Source organism: Mitsuokella multacida DSM 20544, from assembly GCF_000155955.1.
Taxonomy (GTDB): domain Bacteria; phylum Bacillota; class Negativicutes; order Selenomonadales; family Selenomonadaceae; genus Mitsuokella; species Mitsuokella multacida.
The window spans coordinates 13,202-28,992 of sequence record NZ_GG697143.2; the positions used below are offsets into that span (position 1 = coordinate 13,202).

The following is a 15,791-nucleotide window of genomic DNA, read 5'->3' on the forward strand; positions in this document are numbered from 1 at the left end:
TTTTATGTGATTTGTACGATTGCATCTACCGATAGATCTATCCATACTAGGGAGGTATTTCAGTGAAAGCTGGTTTCATCAGTCTTGGCTGTTCCAAGAATCTCGTTGACACAGAGGTCATGCTCGGCATCCTCAAGCAGCACGGCATCGAGCTCACGGCCAATCCGGCCGAGGCCGACATCCTGATCGTCAACACCTGCGCCTTCATCCAGTCGGCCAAGGAGGAGTCGATCACGACCATCCTCAACATGGCCGAGTACAAGGAGAGCGGCCGCTGCCGCAGCCTGATCGTCGCGGGCTGCCTCGGACAGCGCTACAAGCAGGAGCTCTTAGACGAGATACCGGAGGCGGATGCCATCATCGGCACGGGCGCTTGGGGCCGCATCATGGAGGCCGTCGAGGAGACGCTCAAGGGGCACCGCGTCGTCATCGCTGGCAAGGACGAGGCGCTTTACGACGAGAACACGCCGCGCATCACGACGACGCCGTCGTACACGGCTTATGTCAAGATTGCAGAGGGCTGCAACAACCGCTGCGCCTTCTGCGCCATCCCGTACATCCGCGGCGACTACCGCAGCCGCCGCATCGAGGACATCTGCGACGAGGTGCGCCACCTGACGGAGAACGGCGTGCGCGAAGTCGTCCTGATCGCCCAGGACTCGACGGAGTACGGCCGCGACCTCTACGGTGCGCCGAAGCTTTCTGAGCTCTTGCGCGAGATCGTCAAGGTGCCGAAGCTCCAGTGGGTCCGCACGCTCTACAGCTACCCGAAGTACTTCAGCGACGAGCTCATCGAGACAATCGCGAGCGAGCCGAAGATCTGCAAGTACGTCGACCTGCCGCTGCAGCATGCGCACGACGCCGTGCTGCGCAGCATGCGCCGCCCTGACACGCAGGAGGAGATGCGCGCGCTGATCAAGAAGCTGCGCGAGCGCATCCCCGGCGTGACGATCCGCTCGACGTTCATCGTCGGCTTCCCGGGCGAGACGGATGCCCAGTACCACACGCTGCGCAACTTCATCGAGGAGATGCGCCTCGACAAGGTCGGCGTCTTCACGTATTCGCGCGAGGAGGGCACGCCGGCCTACGACATGCCGAACCAGGTGCCGGAGGAGATCATGCAGGAGCGCTACCACGACCTCATGAGCCTGCAGTGCAAGATCTCGGAGCAGATCAATCAGTCGCTCGAGGGCAAGGAGCTCGATGTCCTCGTCGAGGGGCGTGACGAGGAGCAGCCGAACATCTCGGTCGGCCGTTCCTACCGCGAGGCGCCGGAGGTCGACGGCCAGGTCTACGTCGAGAACGACACGGACAGCAAGCCGGGCGACATCGTGCGCGTGCGCGTCCTGCAGGGCTTCACCTACGACATCGTCGGCGAGCGCATCAACAATGGCGATGCCAGCGAAGCAGGGAAGAAGGCAGCGGAATGAGCAAGAAACTTCTTGAAGAACAGGTCGGACAGCAGCTCCTCGCGCAGGGCCTCACGATTGCCTGTGCGGAGTCGTGTACGGGCGGCCTGCTGACGAGCCGCTTGACGGACATCGCGGGCAGCTCGGCCTACGTCATGGGCTCCGTCGTCTCCTACACGAACCGCATCAAGGAAACGCTCGTCGGCGTGCAGCATGAGACCCTGCTCGCTCACGGCGCTGTCTCAGAGGAGACGGCGCGCGAGATGGCCGAGGGCATCCGCCGCGCCATCGAGACGGACATCGGCGTCGGCATCACGGGCATCGCCGGTCCGGGCGGCGGTACGAAGGAGAAGCCGGTCGGCCTCGTTTTCATCGCCGTTTCAGGTCCGCGGGGTACGATGGTCAAGGAAAATCACTTCAGCGGCACGCGCACGGAGGTAAAGCGTCAGACGACCGACACAGCACTCGCCATGGCATCCGCCTACCTCACGCAGCTGAATCACCCAGAGCAGAACGCTCATCCAGAAAGGAAGTAATCGTATGCGATTTTATTCTTATGCAGCAGCGGCAGCGCTTGGCGCCGCCATCCTCATGACGCCGGCCATGCCGGCCTTCGCCGCTGAGCAGGCACCGGCAGCCGCCACGCAGGCGGCCCCTGTGCAGGTCACGCTGCCCTACACCTACACGAGCCAGCAGTACGGCTACACGATCCAGTGTCCGCAGAAGCCCGTCGGTGTCATCCCCGCCAGCGCGCTCTACGAGGACAAGAAGGGTGAGGTCCTGATCTTCGACAACGACGGCTACAACATCAAGTACGCCTGGGTCGTGCTCACCGATGCCTTTGACAACAAGAATGTGCCGGACCTCAACAAGCTCAAGGAGTCGGAAGCTGAGAAGCTGCTCTCGGGCATCATGGGCAGCAATGGCTACGAGGGCATCATGCTCGTCAATCTCAACGCGAAGAACAAGGCCATCTATGCGGTGACGGCCAAAGAAGTCGAGATTGATGAGGACGGCGACGGCAAGGTCGACGGCGTGGCGAAGGCCGACACGCAGATGGCTGTCGCCTTCTTCCGCACGGAGAAGGGCAACCGCTACGGCGTCGAGCTCATCGATAATCCAGACCTGCGCGCAAGCTCGCTCGCTGCCTTCCAGAAGGGCATCACGACCTTGAAGGATGTGGACAGCAAGCAGCTCGCGAACAGTAAGGACAAGAAGGCAAATACAAAGTCCAGCAAGAAGGACAAGAAGAGCAAGAAATAAGTTCAGAGCCCATATACAGGCAAAGAGGCTGGCGCACGAGCAGATGCAGCGTGCGCCAGCCTCTTTTATCTTGGGCCATAACAATAGAGGATTGTCATGCAAAAAAGCCAGCCCCTTCGGACTGGCTCAGTATTCATATGGCAGGGGTAGCTGGACTCGAACCAACGCATGCGGGATTCAGAGACCCGTGCCTTACCAACTTGGCGATACCCCTGTGTCTTTCGACATTTATATATTATACGGATGAGAGGCCCTCTTGTCAACAGGAAAATAAAAAATTTTACGCGCATTTTCACGTGAAGTGCTTGCCTTATCCGGCCAATCTGCTATAATAAAATCAACGAATGAATTGTTGTTCATATGTTTGAGTCAAGGAGATTGGAGTGGAGAAGATGAACTCTAGACAGAAACGAAACCTCATCCGCATCGTGGTGGCGGCGGTGCTCATGGTCGCGCTGGCCTATGTGCCACTCTCGGGCATGGCACGCTTCCTCGCGTACCTCGTGCCGTACCTCATCGTCGGCTATGACATCCTGCTCAAGGCGGGCAAGGGCATCTGGCGCCGCCAGCCGCTCGACGAGTGCCTGCTCATGGCCGTGGCGACGATCGGCGCGATGGCGCTCGCGGTCTACGAGGACGGCGACTACACGGAGGGCATCGCCGTCATGCTCTTCTATCAGGTCGGCGAGTGGTTCCAGTCGTATGCCGTCGGCCGCAGCCGCCGCAACATCTCGGAGCTCATGGACATCCGCCCCGACTACGCCAATCTCGTGCAGTCGGACGGTTTGCAGCGCGTCAGCCCCGACTCGGTGGCCATCGGCTCGACCATCCTCGTCAAGCCGGGCGAGAAGGTGCCGCTCGACGGCGTCGTGGTCGAAGGCCAGTCGAGCCTCAACACGGTCGCATTGACGGGTGAGAGCTTGCCGCGCCGCGTCAAGGCGGGCGATGAGGTCATCAGCGGCTGCATCAATGAGGACGGCGTACTGACCATCCGCACGACGAAGCGCTTCGCGGAGTCGACTGTCTCGCGCATCCTGCAGCTCGTCGAGGAGGCGAGCTCGCGCAAGTCGAAGTCGGAGCACTTTATCGCGAAGTTCGCGCGCGTCTACACGCCAATCGTCGTCGGCGCCGCTGCCGTGCTGGCCGTCGTGCCGCCAATCGTCAATCTGCTCGGCGGCATGGGCGCCGACTGGGGCACCTGGGTCTACAGGGCCCTCGTCTTCCTCGTCATCAGCTGCCCGTGCGCGCTCGTCATCAGCATCCCGCTCTCGTTCTTCGCCGGCATCGGCGGGGCGAGCCGCGCTGGCGTGCTCATCAAGGGGTCCAACTACCTCGAGACGCTCGCCGCAGTCGATACGGTCGTCTTCGACAAGACGGGCACGTTGACGAAGGGCGTGTTCGAGGTCACGGCCATCCATCCGGAGACGATTGAGCCGGAGGAACTCCTGCACCTCGCCGCACATGTCGAGCGCTACTCGACGCACCCGATTGCCGTCTCGCTGCGCACGGCGTATGCGCATGAGGCCGACGGCTGCCGCGTCGAAGCAGTCGAGGAGGTCGCCGGCCACGGCGTGCGCGCCAAGGTCAATGGCCATACGATCTGCGTCGGCAACGAGAAGATGATGGAGGCCGTCGGCGCGGCCTGGCATCCCTGCGAGAAGGAGGGCACGATCATCCATGTGGCCATCGACGGCGTCTATGCGGGCCACATCGTCATCTCGGACGTCATCAAGGCGAACTCGGCAAGGGCCATCGAAGCGCTCCACAAGAACGGCATCAAGCGCACGGTCATGCTGACGGGCGACGCCAAGAAAGTCGCTGAGCATGTCGCCGCTGCACTCTCGCTCGACGAGGCTTACGGCGAGCTGCTGCCGCAGGACAAGGTCGCCAAGGTCGAGGCCCTGCTGCAGCAGGGCAGGGGCGGCAAGCTGGCCTTCGTCGGCGACGGCATCAACGATGCGCCCGTGCTCTCGCGCGCCGACGTCGGCATAGCGATGGGCGCGATGGGGTCCGATGCGGCCATCGAGGCGGCTGATGTCGTGCTGATGGACGACGATCCTCTGAAGATCGCCGTGGCACAGCGCATCGCGCGCAAGACGATGCGCATCGTCTACGAGAACATCGTCTTCTCGATCGGCGTCAAGGCCGTCGTGCTCGTCCTCGGTGCCATCGGCCTGGCCAACATGTGGGCGGCCATCTTCGCCGATGTCGGCGTCATGGTGCTGGCCGTGCTCAACGCCATGCGGGCCCTCTTTGCGAGCGGCAAGGTAGCGGAGCTCCCGGCCGCGGCAGGTGCGCATGAAGAAGTCCTGCCGTCGGGCGCAGAGGTCGAGACCATCCCCGTTCCCGGACCTCATGCAGAGCGCAAGCCTGCCCCAGCGGCAGAGACGCTGCCGCAGCGTTCCTACCGCATCGAGGTGGACTGTGCCAACTGCGCGAACCTCATGGAGCAGGCGGCCAATAAGGTCGACGGCGTCAAGCATGCCGCCATCAACTTCATGATGCAGGAGATGAAGGTCGAGTTTGAGCGCGATGCCGACCAGCAGAGCGTCATGGAGCGCGTGCGCAAAGCCTGCAAGCAGGTCGAGGATGACTGCGAGGTCTACATCTGAACTACTAGGTTGCACAACAAAAAGAGCGAGACACGGTCTCGCTCTTTTTTTATGAGATGCGGCTGAAGAACGGCGTCGTCTCGAGGTAGATCTCGAAGGTGCGCGGCCACGGGAAACTCATGTCGGCCTGCATGTCGTGGAGCTGCAGATAGATGGTGCCGGAAGGCGCATCGACAGGGAATGGCGCGCGGAAGGCGGCGGTGTTCTTGTAGACGAGCAGGTGGCGCGTCATCGAGGTGCGCAGCATGAGATTGGCCCAGCGGTAGTTGCGGTCGAGGTCGAGGTCGGCCGTGTTGACGTAGCCCGCCTTCTTGAGCGAGCCGTTGATGGTATCGATGTCTTCCTTGAGGTAGAAGTAATCCTCGAGGATGCGGTTCTCGAGGAAGCGGACCTGTGCGGCGGCGAGGCCGATGGCCTGCCCGTCGTCGGTGACAGTGGAGAGGGAGGAGCGGTAGAGGCAGGCCTGGGCGATTGCCGTGCCGAGCGCGTTACTCGTCGTGTTCCAGCCGGCGTAGGCGAGCAGGCGGTTGACGGGGAAGCCGGCCTCGATGAGCTGCGGCAGGACGGTCTCTGCGCTGTCGAAGTGCTTGCTGAGGTCGACGAGCGCCGTCGGCTGCCCCTTGGCGATGTTTTCCTCGAGCAGGCTCACGCAGGCGCCGCGGCTCCAAAGCGTGTCCTTGTCGGAGTCATTCGTCGAGACGAGCAGCGTGAAGTCGGCCTCCTCTGGCGAGGCAGCAGGCGTGCCGCCCGCAAGGCGTATCTTTTCCTCGGTGCAGATGCCGGTCGGCACGGCCATGTAGGGCATGACGCGGTCGTGCGCGCCGGGGTCGTTGTACTGGACAAAGATCTTCGGCGCGTAGCCTGTCGTCTCGTTGTGCCAGGCGGCGAGCAGCGACAGGGCAATCTCGTCGGCGCCGTGTGTCAGGAAGACTTGGCGATCGGTCAGGCCGAGGTCCTGGATGTAGCCCAGCAGATTGTACTTCTCGATGTTCGGGATGCCGTATTCCTCGCCGTCGTCCTGCCCGAGCACGAGGCGCGTGATGGTCCCGTCATGCGTGAGGTCGATGAGCCGCTCATTGAGGGCGGCGTTCTCCTCGAAGTGCGCGAGGTAGCGCGCGAGGCTCGCGGGCGGAATCTTCGCCTTGAGCGCAGCGAGCTTTTCCTCGTCGACGGGCAGGCCCGCCGCCTGGCGGCCGACGAGGCGCGAGTAGGCCATGATGTCGCGCCGCTCGTCGTAGCCGTCAATCGTGTCCTGCGGCGTCAGGCGCGGCAGGATGCTGAAGGCGTAGATGGGCACGGCGGGATTCGCCGCGTGGAGCTCGTGGAAGAAGGCGAAGAGTTCCTCGACTTCCGCGGGCGTTGCCTGCTTCTCACGGGCCGTCAGCAGGCCGCCGTAGAGCAGCTGGTCGACGGAGAGGAAAATGGCCTCAGTCTGGCCCTTGGCCATTTCTTCTAGCAGCCAGCGGCGCATGCCCTTCGTGTCGCCGGGCTGCGAGTAGTAGTCCTGCAGCTCGTGCGGCGGCGTCACGACTTCCGTGCCGCCGATGCGCCCCGCATCGATGACGAACTGGCGGCAGGGCGGGCGGCCGTCGAGCGGCACGAGGATGACATGGTGCTCCGTCGTTTCCTGCGGCGAGATGGGCGTGCCAGCAGGGTGGTGCAGTGCCCGCAGATTCCAGAGCCCGAGCGCGAGGAGCGGCACGAGCACGAGGATCAAGAGCGCGCTCCGCTTTCGATATCGTTCCAAAGAGATGCCCTCACTTTCATTCCAAACTTTTGGTACGCGCTAATTATACCATTAAAGGTTCACGAAAACGAGAAAATATGTTAGAATGAATCTGTTTATAGGCTTTTGTGTTTGGAGTGGAACGTATGCGAATCATAACGGGCTCGGCGCGGGGCTGCCGCCTCAAGACGCCGAAGGGGCAGGCGACGCGCCCGACGTCGGACCGGATCAAGGAGTCCCTGTTCAACATCCTTGGCTCGAAGGTGTACGGGCGCAAGGTCCTCGACATCTTCGCGGGCACGGGGAACCTCGGACTCGAGGCCCTGTCGCGCGGCGCTGCCTCGGCCTGCTTCGTCGACCAGGCGACGGCAGCGCTGATCCGCGAGAACGCCGTACACACGCGCCTGCAGGACCGCGCCACTGTCCATGGCGGCGATGTCTTCGCGCAGCTCGCGCGCTTTGAGCAGGGCGGGGCGTCCTTCAATCTGATCTTCTGCGATCCGCCGTACCACAAGGGTCTCTTTGAGCGGGCACTGACTTTCTTTGACGAGAGCGCGGTGCTCGCCCATGACGGCATCCTCGTCGTCGAGCACGGCGCGGATGAGAATACCATGCCAGAGCTCGCAAAGCTCAGCTGTGTGCTGAACCGCCGCTACGGTCACACGACGCAGCTGAGCTTCTTCCAGCGCAAGGCGTATCTTGAGGAGGAGGATATATGAGGCGTGCCGTCTGTTCCGGCAGTTTCGACCCCGTCACGAATGGCCACATCGACATCTTCGAGCGGGCCAGCACGATGTTTGACGAGATCATCATCTGCGTGTTCCACAACGTGAATAAGCAGGCGTTCTTTCCGGTCGAAGAGCGCGTGCGCTTCCTGCGCGAGGCGACTGCCCGCATCGGGAATGTCAAGGTCGATTCGTTCTCGGGGCTCATCACGGACTACATGAAGGCGCATGAGGCACATGTCATCGTGCGCGGCGTCCGTTCCATCAAGGACCTCGAGTACGAGCAGAACGAGGCCTACATGATTCGCCATCTGGAACCTGACATCGACACGGTCTTCCTCTTGACGCGGCCGGAGTATTCTTTCGTGAGCTCCTCGGGCATACGGGAGCTCATCCGTTTCCACGGTGATGTACACGGCCTGGTTCCACCCTGCGTGGAGCAGGCAATCCATAGATTATAGATTCCATCATGCAAGCAATTCAAGGTGTTCAGGAGTTCAGGAAAAGAAAGGGAGTAAGCGGAATATGGGAGTACGCGAGACTTTAGATAATATCGAGAACATGGTGGCCACGGCCAAGACCTTCCCGTTCACGGGCCACATCCTCATCAACGACAACGACCTCGTCCACTACGTGGAGGAGCTTCGCAACGACCTGCCGAAGGAGCTCGAGAAGGCAGATGCCATCATGAAGCAGCGCGAGGGCATCATCAAGGATGCGCAGCGTGAGGCTGAGCACATCCGCAAGGAGGCGCAGGACCAGGCTGCCCTGATGGTGGAGCACAGCGAGATCGTCATGCAGTCGAAGCAGCGCGGCAAGGAGATCCTGCAGCAGACGCAGCAGCAGTCGAAGGAGATGATTGACGCGGCCAAGGCACAGGCGCAGGAGCTAAAGGACAATGTCGACCTCTATGCGAACCAGGTCTTCGAGCAGCTCATCGCACATGTCTCGCGCACATTCGAGGGCGTCCAACAGGCGCAGGACGGTGTGAAGCAGGCTGCTACAGGCGTCCAGCAGGTCACGCAGGGCCTGCAGCAGGCCCTGCAAGTCCTGCAGACCGCCAAGGCCGGCCTCAACCAGCCGAAGCCGCCGGCACCGGCCAAAGAAGAGAAAGCGGAAGAACACCTGCCGGCTGAGCAATGAACCGGATTATGTGGCCTATGATGCGAGCATCATAGGCTTTTTGTTTCAATGAGGAAGTGTAGAGTATGACGGACGAAGAGATCTGTTCGGTGCTCCGGCGCTACAAGCAGGGGAGCATCTCGGAGCGGGAGGCAGCGGCCTTCCTGGAGAAGTCCTCCGTCGAGGAGATGGGCTTCGCGGAGGTCGACCATGCGCGCGAACGGCGTCAGGGCTTTCCAGAGGTTATCTACGGCGAGGGCAAGACGGGCGAGCAGGTGCTCGCCATCATGGAGGCGTTGGCCGAGAAGAGTGCGGGCAGCGTCATGGCGACGCGCGTCAGCGCGGAGAAGGCCGCCTTTGTGCAGGAAAAGCTGCCGGAGGCAAGATACGATGAAGTATCACGCATCCTATACATCGAGCGGCCCGTGGTGCGGGATCCAGAGCGCATGATCCTGATCCTGTCGGCCGGCACGAGCGACATCCCCGTCGCGGAGGAGGCCCGGCTCACGGCGCATCTCTGCGGCAATACAGTCAAGGTGCACTACGACTGCGGCGTGGCCGGCATCCACCGGCTCTTTGCCCATAAGGCGGACATCGAAGCGGCGAGGGTCATCATCGTCGTCGCCGGCATGGAGGGCGCGCTCGCGAGCGTCGTCGGCGGCCTGACGGACAAGCCTGTCATCGCCGTGCCGACGAGTGTCGGCTACGGGGCGGCGTTCCACGGCGTCACGGCCCTCTTGGCGATGCTCAGCAGCTGCGCGTCGGGCGTCAGCGTCGTCAACATCGACAACGGCTTCGGTGCCGGCGTGCTTGCGAGCAAGATCAACCACCTGCGCTGAGGAGGATGAATATGAAAGCGATTTATCTCGATTGTTTCTCGGGCATCAGCGGCAACATGCTGCTCGGTGCCTTCCTGGCGGCGGGCGTGCCGGAGGCACATCTGCGCGCCGAGCTCGCGAAGCTTCCCATCGAGGGCAGTTATGCGATGAAGGTGGAGCCCGTCGTGAAGAACGGCATTGCGGCCTGTTATGTCGATGTCCAGCTGCCCCATCATGGGCACCATGATGGAGAGCACGGGCACCATGAACACCGCACGATGGCAGACATCCGCGCGCTGATTGAGGCGTCGTCTCTGACGGAGGCGGTCAAAGCGCGAAGCCTCGCCATCTTCGAGGTGCTGGCCGAGGCGGAGGGCAAGGTGCACGCGCGCCCTGCCGACATGGTGACGTTCCACGAGGTCGGCGCAGTCGACTCCATCCTCGACATCGTCGGCGCGGCCATCTGCCTCGACTACCTCGGCATCGAGCGCGTCTTTGCCTCAAAGGTCAATACGGGCTCGGGCTTCGTGCAGTGCGCGCATGGCCTCATGCCGGTGCCGGCTCCTGCCGTGGCTGAACTCTTGCTCGACTGGCCGAACTATCATGTCGGTGCTGAGAAGGAGCTCACGACGCCGACGGGCGCGGCCTTCCTGCGCAGCCAGGCCTCTTTCTCGGAGAGTCTGCCAGAGGGCTTCCGGGCGGATGGCGTTTCCTATGGCGCCGGCACCTGGGACCTCGCAATCCCCAATGTGCTGCGGCTCTACATCGGAGAGGTGGCAGAAAAAGAGGCGGAGCAGGGCTCGGATTTTCTCGTGCTCGAGACGAACATCGACGACATGAGCCCGCAGATCTACGGCTACCTCTATGAGCGGCTCTTCGCGGCCGGCGCACTCGATGTCTGGACAACGCCAATTGTCATGAAGAAGACACGGCCGGCGCAGATGCTCTCATTGCTCTGCCGCACGAGATCGAAGGATGTATGTGCTTCTGTCATCCTGCGCGAGACGACGAGCATCGGCCTGCGCGTCCTTGAGGTGGCGGAGCGCATCGAGGCGGAGCGCGAGACGGTGCGCGTCGCGACGCCGTACGGTGAAGTCGCCTGCAAGCTCGCCTTCTGGCACGGCGTGCTCGTCAACAGCAAGCCGGAGTACGAGGATTGCTGCCTCTTGGCGCGACGGGCCGGCGTGCCGTTGAAGCAGGTGGAGGAGGCCGCCCGTCAGGCTTTGGCTGCTTCCTGCGCGACATTGCGAAGAATCAAGAAATAAAATGCGAAAACAGGCTTTACAACGCGATGAAGATAGCGTATAATAAGGCCTGTTGAAACAAGATATGTTGTAACAAGGTTCGCGTGTTACTGGTCATGCAGGCATCAGCGAAGAGCAGCAGATCCCGTTTAGAGGAAGGGGACCTGTATAGCTGCTTTTTGCTGATGCCTTTTTGCGTGCCTGCACGCGGGGGAAAGGACGGTCTCATGAAAGACGAAATCTTCAGCGTATTGCAGCGCGTCGGCCGCAGCTTCATGCTGCCAGTCGCCGTGCTGCCGATCGCCGGTATCCTGCTCGGCATCGGCGCATCGTTCACCAATCCGACGACCATCAAGACGTATGGTCTCGAAGCCATCTTCGGTGATGGCACGCTCCTCGGCGGCCTGCTGACCATCATGGCCAGCGCGGGCAGCACGATCTTCGGCAACCTGCCGATCATCTTCGCTGTCGGCGTCGCCATCGGCATGGCCAAGGCAGAGCGCGAGGTCGCAGCGCTCGCCGCCATGATCTCCTTCTTCGTCATGCACAGCGCCTGCAACGCCATGCTCAAGCTCAACGGCCAGATCCTGCCGGACGGCACGATCGCGCCGGGCGTGCTCGAGGGCACGATCGCGAGCTCGTGCGGCATCATGTCGTACCAGATGGGCGTCTTCGGCGGCATCATCGTCGGCATCGGCGTCGCGTACCTCCACAACAAGTTCCACAAGATCGTCCTGCCGAATGCGCTGTCGTTCTTCGGCGGCTCGCGCTTCGTGCCGATCATCTCGACGGTCGTCTACCTCTTCGTCGGCATCGCCCTCTACTTCATCTGGCCGCTGGCGCAGCAGGGCATCTTCGCACTCGGCAGCCTCGTCACGGGCACGGGCTACATCGGTACGCTGATCTTCGGTATCATCAAGCGCGCGCTGATCCCGTTCGGCCTGCACCACGTCTTCTACCTGCCGTTCTGGCAGACGGGCGTCGGCGGCTCGATGATGATCGACGGCCAGCTCGTTCAGGGCGGCCAGAACATCTTCTTCGCTCAGCTCGCTTCGCCGAACGTCACGCACTTCAGCGCAGATGCGACGCGCTACTTCTCCGGTGAGTTCATCTTCATGATCTTCGGCCTGCCGGGCGCAGCCCTCGCCATGTACCGCTGCGCAAAGCCGTCGAAGAAGACGGCCGCCAAAGGTCTCTTGCTCTCCGCTGCCCTGACCTCGATGCTCACGGGTATCACGGAGCCGATCGAGTTCTCCTTCCTCTTCGTCGCACCGGCACTCTTCGGCGTGCAGGTCATCCTCGCTGGCGCAGCCTACATGATTGCGCATATGCTCAACATCGCGGTCGGCCTGACATTCTCGGGCGGCCTGCTCGACCTCTTCATCTTTGGCATCCTGCAGGGTGAGGCGAAGACGAATTGGATGTACATCATCCCGGTCGGCATCATCTACTTCTTCCTCTACTACTTCATCTTCACTTGGATGATCAAGAAATTCGACTTCAAGACGCCGGGCCGCGAGGACGACGACGAGGAGACGAAGCTCTACACGAAGGCAGACTACCAGGCCAAGAAGGGCGCTGGCGCAAACGGCGGTTCGCAGCAGAGCGTCGAGGATGCCAAGAGCTCGATGATCGCACGCGGCCTCGGCAGCAAGAAGAACATCACGTCGGTCGACTGCTGCGCGACGCGCCTGCGCTGCTCGGTAGCAGATTCCTCGCTCGTCAACGAGAAGATCCTCAAGGCAACGGGCGCTGTCGGCGTCATCGTCAAGGGCACGGGCGTCCAGGTCATCTACGGACCGCAGGTCGCCGTCATCAAGGCAAACCTCGAGACGTATCTCGAGACGGCTCCGGATGTCGAGCCAGAGCTCGATGCCCCGGCAGAAGCACCGAAGGCAGAAGAGGCGCCGAAGGCTGAAGAGAAGCCGTCTGCTGCACCGCAGGCCGCAACGCATGCCCTCTGCACGCCGGTTGCCGGCGATGTCCATCCAATTGCAGAAGCGCCGGACGAGGCGTTCGCGAGCAAGATGATGGGCGACGGCTACTTCGTCTATCCGACGGAAGAGACGGTCTACGCACCAGCTGACGGCGAAGTCGTCTTCGTCTTCGACACGAAGCACGCCATCGGCATGAAGGCCGCTGACGGCACGGAGTACCTGCTGCACATCGGCGTTGACACGGTCAACCTCGGCGGCAAGGGCTTCGAGGTATTCGTCGAGAACGGCCAGAAGGTCAAGAAGGGCGACAAGCTCATGCACTTCGACGACGCCTTCATCAAGGCAAATGCCAAGTCGGATGCCTGCCTCGTCATCTTCACGGGTCTGCAGGAAGGCCAGTCCATCCAGATGGAAAAGACGGGTGCAGTCAAGGCACTCGACGAAGTGGCGAAATTCTAAGCAAATCCAGTCATTATAACCTATGACATGAAAAATCTCCTTGTATGGCTATAGCACATAACCTCTGTATCGGTTATAATGATAGCATCATATAAGGAGGTTTTTTATGTTTCGTGTCATAAAGCCTTTGAACAACAACGGGCTCCTGGCGCTGACGGAAGAGGGCCGGGAGGTCATCCTGCTCGGCAAGGGCATCGGCTTCGGAAAGAAGAGCGGTGAGCGCATCGAGAGCCTGACGTGTCTGCCACAGGCCAAGGTCTACCATCTCGTCACGGATGATGAAAACAGCGCGCTGCAGCGCGTCAACGGCCTCGACCCGCACGCAGTCGAGCTCGCGGCGCGCGTGCTCGACGAGGCGCGCAAGTCGTTCCCCGCCATGACCGACGACATCCTGCTGCCGATGGCGGACCACATCGCGATGGCGCTCGAGCGCTGCCGCCGCGGCATCCGCCTGCCCAATCCGCTGCAGCACGACATCATGGTGATGTTTCCCGACGAGTACCGCATCGCGGAGCAGGGCCTCCACGCAATCGAGCGCGAAGAGGGCCTGAGCCTGCCGCCTGAAGAGGCGGGCTACCTCTCGCTGCACATCCATGCGGGCATCAGCGAGCAGAATGCCGGGGACAGCCTGACGAACATCCGGCTGGCCGCCGACTGCATCGCGAAGATCGAAACAGAGCTCGGCATCTCGCTGCGGCGCACGGAACTTAAGTACACGCGGCTCATCAGCCATGTCTGCTACATGATCTTGCGCATCCGCGCGCAGGAGGAAGTGCCGCTGCAGATGGATGAGTACGTGCGTAAGATGTACCCGCGTGCCTACCAGCTCGCCGAGAAGCTCTGCAAGGCGCTCGAGGAAAAACTCTGCCTGCCCATCTCTTCCGCAGAGGTCACGCTGCTCGCCATCCACATCCAGCGCGTGCTCTAGGGAAGGCGAACTTGCCACTAGATACTTGACAAAGGAATGGGCACATCGCTATAATGTATGGAGGTTGATGCTGATATGAAAATAAACATTGCTGAATCGAATGCGGACATCATGCAGGAGATTCCGTTTGCGTTCACGACGACTGCCGAAGCCATCGGCGCCGTTGCGGACGATTATGCCTTTGTGGGACCTCTGAAGGTTGAAGGGCATATCGTCCACACGGGCAGCTGCTGGCGCGCGGAAGGCGTCATCCGCTGTACGAAATCCTATGTATGCGACCGCTGCCTGGCACCGTGCCAAGAAGAGCAGGAACATCCCTTCTCGGAAGAATTCCGCCGCACGGGTGAGATGGCTGATGATGAAGAGGCCAATCGCTTTGATGGCGACTTCATCGACATCACGGAGCTCGTCCGTGATACCGTCCTGGCGGCTCAGCCGCTCAGCAAGCTCTGCAAGCCTGATTGCAAAGGACTCTGCCCCGTCTGTGGAGCAGACCTCAATCAGGGAGACTGTGGCTGCGACCGGTTTGTACCGGATCCGCGCATGGCCGCCTTGCAGGAATTATTGGCGAAAAATAAGAAATGAAACCGTAAGGAGGTGTATCCGAGATGGCAGTACCAAAGCGCAAAACTTCGAAGGCACGCCGCGATCAGCGCCGTGCAAACTGGAAGCTCGAGGCTCCTGGCTTCGTAGCTTGCCCGCAGTGCCACGAACCGAAGATGCCTCATCATGTATGCCCAGAATGCGGCTACTATGATGGCAAAGAGGTTGTCAAGGCAGCTGAATAAGAACAATACGATAAGCAGGACGAACGTCCTGCTTATTCTTTTTTTGCCCGTATTTGCTCATACCTGCCTTTATCATCGAAGAGATTTGCGCGGTGCGAGACTTGCTTTTTTAGGACAAACACCGTATAATAAATCCTGATATAAGGTTGTAATATCAGGTACTAAAATCTTGGAGAGGAGATGAAGGCATGGCAAGGGTCAAGAAGAAGGAGCGTCAGCAGCTCCTCCTGCAGCAGGTCAAGGAGAAACCGTTCCTGACCGACGAGGAGCTCGCCCAGAAGCTCAACGTCAGCGTGCAAACGATCCGTCTCGACCGTTTGGAGCTCGGCATACCGGAGCTGCGCGGCCGCATCCGCAAGATGGCGGAGAGTGCGCAGAACAAGGTCAAGTCCATCGAGAGCGGTGATGTCGTCGGCGAACTCATCGACCTCGAACTCGGCCATTCCGGCATCTCGCTGCTTCGCATCACGGATGATATGGTCTTCGCGAAGACGAAGATCGCCAAGGGCTACTACATGTTCTCGCAGGCCAATTCGCTGGCGCTCGCGATCATCGATGCGCCGATGGCCGTCACCGGCGTGGCGAACGTCAAGTACAAGGTGCCGGTGCATGTCGGTGAGAAGCTCATTGCCAAGGCAGAGATCGTCAAGGTACGCGGCAATAAATATTTTGTCTGGGTCAAGACACGCAATGATACTCAGGAGGTATTCCGTGCGAAATTCATCATGGTTTCGTGGGGAGAGGAGTGAGGGGGAATTTC

At 61.0% G+C, this 15,791-nt stretch carries 15 protein-coding genes, 1 tRNA gene and 1 pseudogene; 15 read left to right on the plus strand and 2 right to left on the minus strand.

The window, feature by feature from the left end; all coding sequences use genetic code 11:
* The first annotated feature begins 62 nt into the window (after window positions 1-62).
* The 3 genes from rimO to MITSMUL_RS10720 are packed head-to-tail and all read left to right on the plus strand — an operon-like array spanning window position 63 to window position 2,672.
* On the plus strand, window positions 63-1,430 hold the full coding sequence (gene rimO / locus MITSMUL_RS10710) for a 30S ribosomal protein S12 methylthiotransferase RimO (protein ID WP_005842614.1): 1,368 nt from the start codon (window positions 63-65) through the stop codon (window positions 1,428-1,430).
* Window positions 1,427-1,945: a CinA family protein gene (locus MITSMUL_RS10715; protein WP_005842616.1), complete on the plus strand. Its 519-nt coding sequence runs from the start codon at window positions 1,427-1,429 to the stop codon at window positions 1,943-1,945. Before rimO ends, MITSMUL_RS10715 begins: the two co-directional genes overlap by 4 nt.
* Window positions 1,946-1,949: 4 nt before the next feature.
* Window positions 1,950-2,672: a hypothetical protein gene (locus MITSMUL_RS10720; protein ID WP_005842617.1), complete on the plus strand. Its 723-nt coding sequence runs from the start codon at window positions 1,950-1,952 to the stop codon at window positions 2,670-2,672.
* A gap of 138 nt (window positions 2,673-2,810) precedes the next feature.
* Here the strand turns inward: MITSMUL_RS10720 and MITSMUL_RS10725 are convergent.
* Window positions 2,811-2,886: transfer RNA gene (locus MITSMUL_RS10725), tRNA-Gln, on the minus strand.
* 178 nt (window positions 2,887-3,064) lie between these two features.
* Between MITSMUL_RS10725 and MITSMUL_RS10730 the strand changes: the two are divergent.
* Both MITSMUL_RS10730 and MITSMUL_RS13210 read left to right on the plus strand, forming a co-directional pair.
* Window positions 3,065-4,924, plus strand: a pseudogene (locus MITSMUL_RS10730) (heavy metal translocating P-type ATPase); the annotation flags it as partial.
* Window positions 4,913-5,284, plus strand: a complete 372-nt coding sequence (locus MITSMUL_RS13210) for a cation transporter (protein ID WP_336507988.1) — start codon at window positions 4,913-4,915, stop codon at window positions 5,282-5,284. The pseudogene MITSMUL_RS10730 and the gene MITSMUL_RS13210, both read left to right, overlap by 12 nt.
* A gap of 49 nt (window positions 5,285-5,333) precedes the next feature.
* Here the strand turns inward: MITSMUL_RS13210 and MITSMUL_RS10735 are convergent, their stop codons facing one another.
* Entirely contained in the window at window positions 5,334-7,031 is a 1,698-nt protein-coding gene (locus tag MITSMUL_RS10735; RefSeq protein WP_040636403.1) for a DUF4127 family protein, read from the minus strand.
* 125 nt (window positions 7,032-7,156) lie between these two features.
* Between MITSMUL_RS10735 and rsmD the strand changes: the two genes are divergently transcribed.
* The 10 genes from rsmD to fapR all read left to right on the plus strand — a co-directional run bounded on the left by rsmD (window position 7,157) and on the right by fapR (window position 15,780).
* Window positions 7,157-7,729: a 16S rRNA (guanine(966)-N(2))-methyltransferase RsmD gene (rsmD, locus tag MITSMUL_RS10740; protein ID WP_005842625.1), complete on the plus strand. Its 573-nt coding sequence runs from the start codon at window positions 7,157-7,159 to the stop codon at window positions 7,727-7,729.
* Window positions 7,726-8,196, plus strand: coding sequence for a pantetheine-phosphate adenylyltransferase (coaD, locus tag MITSMUL_RS10745; RefSeq protein WP_005842627.1), 471 nt, complete (start codon window positions 7,726-7,728; stop codon window positions 8,194-8,196). Before rsmD ends, coaD begins: the two co-directional genes overlap by 4 nt.
* 64 nt (window positions 8,197-8,260) lie before the next feature.
* Window positions 8,261-8,878: an ATP synthase subunit B family protein gene (locus MITSMUL_RS10750; RefSeq protein ID WP_005842629.1), complete on the plus strand. Its 618-nt coding sequence runs from the start codon at window positions 8,261-8,263 to the stop codon at window positions 8,876-8,878.
* Between the two features lie 65 nt (window positions 8,879-8,943).
* Window positions 8,944-9,696 carry a nickel pincer cofactor biosynthesis protein LarB gene (gene larB / locus MITSMUL_RS10755; RefSeq protein WP_005842630.1) on the plus strand — a complete coding sequence of 251 codons (753 nt, stop codon included), beginning with the start codon at window positions 8,944-8,946 and terminating at the stop codon, window positions 9,694-9,696.
* An 11-nt stretch (window positions 9,697-9,707) separates the two neighbouring features.
* Window positions 9,708-10,940: a nickel pincer cofactor biosynthesis protein LarC gene (larC, locus tag MITSMUL_RS10760; protein WP_040636404.1), complete on the plus strand. Its 1,233-nt coding sequence runs from the start codon at window positions 9,708-9,710 to the stop codon at window positions 10,938-10,940.
* A 206-nt stretch (window positions 10,941-11,146) separates the two neighbouring features.
* Window positions 11,147-13,315: a PTS sugar transporter subunit IIABC gene (locus MITSMUL_RS10770; protein ID WP_040636406.1), complete on the plus strand. Its 2,169-nt coding sequence runs from the start codon at window positions 11,147-11,149 to the stop codon at window positions 13,313-13,315.
* 106 nt (window positions 13,316-13,421) lie between these two features.
* Window positions 13,422-14,243, plus strand: coding sequence for a PRD domain-containing protein (locus tag MITSMUL_RS10775; RefSeq protein WP_005842635.1), 822 nt, complete (start codon window positions 13,422-13,424; stop codon window positions 14,241-14,243).
* 75 nt (window positions 14,244-14,318) lie between these two features.
* Complete coding sequence (locus tag MITSMUL_RS10780; protein WP_040636407.1) at window positions 14,319-14,828, plus strand: YceD family protein; 510 nt, start codon at window positions 14,319-14,321, stop codon at window positions 14,826-14,828.
* A 23-nt stretch (window positions 14,829-14,851) separates the two neighbouring features.
* Window positions 14,852-15,031: a 50S ribosomal protein L32 gene (gene rpmF / locus MITSMUL_RS10785; protein WP_005842638.1), complete on the plus strand. Its 180-nt coding sequence runs from the start codon at window positions 14,852-14,854 to the stop codon at window positions 15,029-15,031.
* A gap of 188 nt (window positions 15,032-15,219) precedes the next feature.
* Window positions 15,220-15,780, plus strand: a complete 561-nt coding sequence (gene fapR / locus MITSMUL_RS10790) for a transcription factor FapR (protein ID WP_005842640.1) — start codon at window positions 15,220-15,222, stop codon at window positions 15,778-15,780.
* Window positions 15,781-15,791: the final 11 nt, after the last annotated feature.